We start from the raw sequence: 5,974 nt of genomic DNA, 5'->3' as shown, positions 1-5,974 counted from the left end.
GCCGGGGCGGCTGGCGGCCATGTACGGAGCGGCCGCGTTGCCTGCCGTGCTGGCCCAGGCGGGCGCGTCGCCAGTGGCGCTGGGTGCGGCCGTGCTGGCGGGGGCGCTGGCCGTGGCGGCGACGAGCGTGTCAGGAGCGCGCCGGGACAGCGACAACCCTGCCCTGGCCAGGATCATCGGCGTCGGGCACCGCCCCGCGCTGGCGGCCCGCGCCCTGCTGCCGATGCTGCTGAGCGGCGCGTGGGCGGGCCTGGTGGTGGCCGGTCTGAGCGCGTTCTCCGGGGCCTGGTGGCTGTTCGGGCTGCTGACCGCTCCCGCACTGGCCGCCGGTGCGCTGCGGATGGCCAGGCGAAGCCCGATCGACCACTCCATGCCGGTCATCGACACCCCGGGCGGCGCGATCCCGACCGGCCCGCTGATCTGGGCCGCCACCGGAGTGGATCTGGCCGTGCTCGGGTGCCTGCCCGCCATCGCGGCCCTGCTGTCCCCGCCGGGAGCGCCGGGCGGGTTCCTGGTGGCTCAGGGCGTGTTCGGGGTGCTGACGCTCGTAGGGTACGTGTGGCGGAGATGAGTGGGTCAGACCACGTAGACGTCGCTCGGCACGCCCCCGTACGGAATCGTCCGGTCCTTGCGCATGCCCGCCCGCTCAGCCACCCGGCGGGACGGCTCGTTGATGTCGCGGATCACCGCCACGACCGTCCCGAGGTCCCTCCCGATCCGCAGCGCCGCCTCCACGAGCTCACCCGCGTACCCACGCCCCCAAGCGGACGGCCGGAACCGGTAGTAGAGGTTCAGCACGTGCTTCCCGTCGACCAGAGCGTGACGTAGCCCCCCGAACCCGAGCACCTCCGACTCCCCCGTCGCCCGCACCGCCCAGTAGCCGAGCCCGCGCTCGGCCCAGTCGGCCAGCCACAGATCCAGCATGGCCCGGCTCGACTCCAGGTCAGGAGTGGGACCGGCGGGGTTGTAGACGTTCGTCAGCGGGTCGGAGTGAATCTCATGGACAGCGGCTAGATCGTCGGGGGTGACCCGAGAAAGCACCAATCGCGCCGTCCGCACCACTTCCATATTTTCAGGGTAGGCGGTTACTTCTTCTTGTCGGTGCTGGAGTCGGTGGCGAGCGCGGCGACGAAGGCCTCCTGGGGCACCTCCACGCGCCCGACCATCTTCATCCGCTTCTTGCCTTCCTTCTGCTTCTCCAGCAGCTTGCGCTTACGGGAGATGTCACCGCCGTAGCACTTGGCCAGGACGTCCTTGCGGATGGCGCGGATGTTCTCGCGGGCGATGACCCGGGCCCCGATTGCGGCCTGGATCGGCACCTCGAACTGCTGCCTGGGAATCAGCTCCCGCAGCTTCTTCGCCATGTCGACGCCGTACGTGTAGGCCTTGTCCTTGTGGACGATGGCGCTGAACGCGTCGACCGCCTCACCCTGCAGCAGGATGTCGACCTTGACCAGCTCGGCCTCCTGCTCGCCCGCCGGCTCGTAGTCGAGCGAGGCGTAGCCACGGGTGCGCGACTTGAGCTGGTCGAAGAAGTCGAAGATGATCTCGCCGAGCGGCAGCGTGTAGCGGATCTCGACCCGGTCCTCCGACAGGTAGTCCATGCCGAGCAGCTGCCCGCGCCGCCCCTGGCAGATCTCCATGATCGCCCCGATGAACTCGGACGGCGCCAGGATCGTGGACTTGGTGACCGGCTCGAAGACCTGCGCGATCTTCCCGCCCGTCGGGAACTCCGACGGGTTGGTGACAGTGAGCTCCTTGCCGTCCTCCATGACCACGCGGTAGACCACGTTGGGCGCCGTGGAGATCAGCGACAGGCCGAACTCGCGCTCCAGCCGCTCCCGCACGATCTCCATGTGCAGCAGCCCGAGGAACCCGACCCGGAACCCGAACCCGAGCGCCGCCGACGTCTCCGGCTCGTAGACCAGCGCCGCGTCGTTGAGCTGCAGCTTGTCGAGCGCCTCGCGCAGCTCGGGGTATTCGTCGCCGTCGATCGGATAGAGCCCGGAGAACACCATCGGCTTCGGGTGCTCGTAACCGGCCAGCATCTCGCCTGCGGACTTGGCCGCCGAGGTGACGGTGTCACCCACGCGCGACTGGCGCACGTCCTTCACGCCCGTGATGAGGTAGCCCACCTCGCCGACGCCCAGGCCGAGGTCGGCGGGCTTGGGCTCGGGCGAGATGACGCCGATCTCCAGCGTCTCGTGGGTGGCGTCGGTGGACATCATGAGGATGCGCTCGCGCTTGCCCAGGTGGCCGTCCACGACCCGCACGTACGTGACGACGCCGCGGTACGTGTCGTAGACCGAGTCGAAGATCAGCGCGCGGGCGGCCGCGTCGGCGTTGCCCACCGGGGCCGGCACCGTCTTGACCACGTGGTCGAGCAGCTCGCGCACGCCCTCGCCGGTCTTGCCCGAAACCTTGAGCACGTCGGACGGGTCGCAGCCGATCAGCCCCGCCAGCTCCTCGGCGAACTTCTCCGGTTGCGCCGCGGGCAGGTCGATCTTGTTGAGGACGGGGATGATGTGCAGGTCGGCGTTCATGGCCAGGTAGAGGTTGGCCAGCGTCTGCGCCTCGATGCCCTGGGCCGCGTCGACCAGCAGGATGGCGCCTTCGCACGCCTGCAGTGACCTGGACACCTCGTACGTGAAGTCGACGTGGCCGGGCGTGTCGATCATGTTGAGCACGTGGCCGTCCCACGGCAGCCGCACGGCCTGCGACTTGATCGTGATGCCCCGCTCGCGCTCGATGTCCATCCTGTCGAGGTACTGGGCACGCATGGAGCGCTCGTCGACCACGCCGGTGATCTGCAGCATCCGGTCGGCAAGGGTCGACTTGCCATGGTCGATATGCGCGATGATGCAGAAGTTGCGGATCAACGCGGGGTCGGTCTGGCCAGGCTGAGTGCGCACCGAAGTCCGTTTCGACAGGGTTGAGGTCAAGCAGTCTTTTATGGTGACATGCCCGGGTGATTGCCCGAACCGTCATCCGCCGCGGCCTACGCCTGCTCGCGCTTGCCTTGGCCATCGTGGTGGCGCTGGTCGGCCTCCTCGCCGCCGCGCTCCGGATCCAGTTTACCGGTGCCCCGGCGGCCTGGGCGAAGAGCACGGGCAACGACGCCCTGTGGCTGGGCCACATGTGGGTGGACGGCCGCCGCACGGAGCGTGACGTCGAGCAGTTGGCGGTACGGCTGCGCGCCACAGGCATCAAGGACGTGTACGTACACTCGGGCCCTTTCGACTGGGACGGCACGCTAAATCCCGCTAAATATCCCACTGCCGGAAATTTCGTGAAGTGGATGCACGAGCGCCTCCCCACGGTCCGCGTCTCCGCCTGGCTGGGCCAGTCCGTCAAGAACGGCCTCGACCTGGACGACCCCAAGTCCCGCGAGAACGTCCTGGCCGGAGTCGCCGCCATCATGAAGCAGGGCTACGACGGCATCCACTACAACTTCGAGCCGATCGGCGACGGCGACACCGAGTTCCTGGAACTCCTGGACAGAACCCGGCAGCACACCAAGCTGCTGTCCACCTCCACCCCGCAGATCGAGCCGTACCCGGGGATGCGCCTGACCGCCAGGGCCATCCTGACCCACGACAAGTACTGGTCCGAGGGCTACTTCAAGCAGGTCGCAGACCGCGTGGACCAGGTCGCCATCATGACCTACGACTCGTTCACACCCCTGCAGTCCCTCTACGGCGGCTACGTGGCCCGCCAGGCCGGACTGGCCCTGGACCTGGTCCCCGACGACAAGTCCGTGCTCATCGGCGCCCCCGCCTACCACGACCACGGCATCGACTGGGGCGACGCCGCCGAGAGCGTCGCCATGGCCGCGGAAGGCGCTAGGCTCGCGTTATCGGCGCACGGCCGCCGCGAGCGCTTCGGCCTGGCCCTCTACGTGGACTTCGCAGCCACGGAAGAGGACTGGAAGGAGTACATGACGCGCTGGCGTTGATTTGAGCAGCCGCCGGAGTTTGGTATCCTGTTCAACTGCGTGTGGCGCGCCCTCTCTAGCCCGCGCGCCCATCCATCACTTCAGACTTTCACCGAGGCTTCTTCGTGGCGAACATCAAGTCCCAGATCAAGCGCAACAAGCAGAACGAGAAGGCTCGCCTGCGCAACAAGGCGGTCAAGTCGTCCCTGAAGACGGCCGTCCGCAAGTTCCGCGAGGCCGCCGAGCAGGGCGACGTCGAGCAGGCCGCAGCGCTGCAGCGGGTTGCCGCCCGTCAGCTCGACAAGGCCGTCAGCAAGGGCGTCATCCACAAGAACCAGGCCGCCAACCGCAAGTCCGCGATCGCCAAGCAGGCCGCGGCACTGGCTGCCAAGTAACGCGCCTGGCGTAGTAACGCCGCATCCCTTCTGGGGTGCGGCGTTTTCGTTTTCCACCCCCTTTTGTCACAGTTTCGATATCACACGCCCGTATCGGGTGCGTCACCGTTGCAAAGATCACCTTGCCCCCGATCTTGCATCTGGTCGAGGGTGCACTAAACGGGCGAAGGGGGATGCATGCGGGGGCCGCTGGTCGTCAAGAGGGCGTTCAGTGAGCCGTTGCTCCTCCTGGCCGCGTTCGGCTCCATCCTGCTGGCGACCACCACGCTGGTCGCGCTGACCATGTACGCCTCCTCCATCGCCGACGCGGGTGTCCGCAGGACGATGGAGACGGCCTCGTACCACCAGATCGCCGCCACCATCAGCGCCCCCGTGACGGCGGAGACGTTCCCGAGGTTCGACCGGTCCGTACGCGCCGAGCTCGGCAAGGCCTACACCAAGCCGCCCGCCGTCACCACCAGCTTCCGCTCGGACTCCTACGTGATGCCGGGCCAGGACGGCCAGGAGCGGCCCGAACTGCTCAGGTTCGGCAGCTACGACGGCCTCGACCAGCACGCCAGGCTCGTCTCCGGCGCCTGGCCGCGCGCTGCGGGAGACCGGGTGGAGGCCGCGATCTCGCTCTCGGCGGCCTCGGCGACCGGGTTCAAGGCGGGTCAGGAGTTCACCACGAAGGGCCGCCTGGACCCGCGCCCGGTCAAGGTGCGCATCGTGGGCGTGTTCCAGCTCAATGACCCGTTCGGCGAGCGGTGGGCGGGCGAGCAGCTGCTCAGCCGGGGCGTGGAGCGCGGCGACTTCACCACGTACGGGCCGCTGATGGTGCCGCGTGAGACGTTCGTCGCCCGCTTCGCCACGAACGTCAACGCCACCTGGACCGCGGTGCCCGACCTCCGCACCCTGACGCCCGCCCAGCTCCGCCCGCTGGCCGGCGCGATCGACCAGGTGGGCGCGCGGCTTAAGGCGGACGGCTGCGGCAGTTGCGTGGCCGCCAGCCGGCTGCCCGAGATGCTGACCCAGCTCGATACCGCGTCCCTGGTGGCACGCTCCACGATGCTGATCCCGGTGCTGCAGCTGCTGCTGCTGGCCGCGTACGCGCTGATGCTCACCGCGCGGTTGCTCGCCGACCACCGGCGCATGGAGGTGGCGCTGCTGCGCTCCCGCGGCGCGGGCACGGTGCGGCTGGCGGCGCTGGCGGGCGGCGAGGCGCTCCTGGTGGCGTTGCCGTGCGCGGTCGCCGCGCCGTTCCTGGGGCCGCCGCTGCTCGCGCTGGTCAACCAGTTGCCGTGGATCAAGGCCTCCGGAGTACGGCTGGCGCCCTCCCCCGACCTGGGCACGTTCCTCGTGTCGTTCGGCGTGGCCCTGGCAGCGGCCGTGCTGCTGGTCCTGCCGGCGCTGGCGGGCACGCGGCGCACGTACGTCGAGGAGCAGTCGGCACGCGGCCGGAGCGGCGGGCGCGGGCTGATCGAGCGGGCGGGCGCGGACCTGGCGCTGCTGGTGGTGGCGGGGCTGGCGATCTGGCAGCTCCAGCACTACGGCGCGCCCGTCACCGCGACGGCCGCCGGAGCGCTCGGCATCGACCCGCTGATCATCTCCGGGCCCGCGCTGGCTCTGCTCGCGGGCGGCATGCTGGGGCTGCGGCTGGTGCCGC

General features: G+C 69.3%; 5 protein-coding genes and 1 pseudogene. 4 read left to right on the top strand and 2 right to left on the bottom strand.

The genetic code is table 11. The annotated features are described in order from the left end of the window. Window positions 1–571: pseudogene (locus tag AB0J09_RS54070) on the top strand (hypothetical protein); the annotation flags it as partial. A gap of 5 nt (window positions 572–576) precedes the next feature. Here the strand turns inward: AB0J09_RS54070 and AB0J09_RS54065 are convergent. After that, the gene (locus tag AB0J09_RS54065) at window positions 577–1,068 is read right to left on the bottom strand and encodes a GNAT family N-acetyltransferase (protein ID WP_360710018.1); all 492 of its coding nucleotides are present in this window, start codon (window positions 1,066–1,068) and stop codon (window positions 577–579) included. Window positions 1,069–1,085: 17 nt separating this feature from the next. After that, a complete protein-coding gene (gene lepA, locus AB0J09_RS54060) occupies window positions 1,086–2,912 on the bottom strand; it encodes a translation elongation factor 4 (RefSeq protein ID WP_360710017.1) in 1,827 nt (608 codons plus the stop codon). A gap of 56 nt (window positions 2,913–2,968) precedes the next feature. On the opposite strand from lepA, the gene AB0J09_RS54055 reads away from it, so the two are divergent. The 3 genes from AB0J09_RS54055 to AB0J09_RS54045 all read left to right on the top strand — a co-directional run. Continuing rightward, window positions 2,969–3,955: a hypothetical protein gene (locus tag AB0J09_RS54055; protein WP_360710015.1), complete on the top strand. Its 987-nt coding sequence runs from the start codon at window positions 2,969–2,971 to the stop codon at window positions 3,953–3,955. Between the two features lie 104 nt (window positions 3,956–4,059). Then, window positions 4,060–4,329 (top strand): 30S ribosomal protein S20, encoded by a 270-nt coding sequence (gene rpsT, locus AB0J09_RS54050; RefSeq protein WP_106235424.1) that lies wholly within the window; start codon window positions 4,060–4,062, stop codon window positions 4,327–4,329. Between the two features lie 177 nt (window positions 4,330–4,506). Next, window positions 4,507–5,974 (top strand): FtsX-like permease family protein (locus AB0J09_RS54045; RefSeq protein WP_360710014.1); only part of this gene is annotated, 1,468 nt, incomplete at its 3' end.

The sequence above is a fragment of the Nonomuraea sp. NPDC049784 genome (assembly GCF_040659615.1).
Classification (GTDB): Bacteria; Actinomycetota; Actinomycetes; order Streptosporangiales; family Streptosporangiaceae; genus Nonomuraea.
The sequence above is the reverse complement of the archived record's forward strand: the minus strand, read 5'-3'. Positions and strand labels throughout refer to the sequence as shown.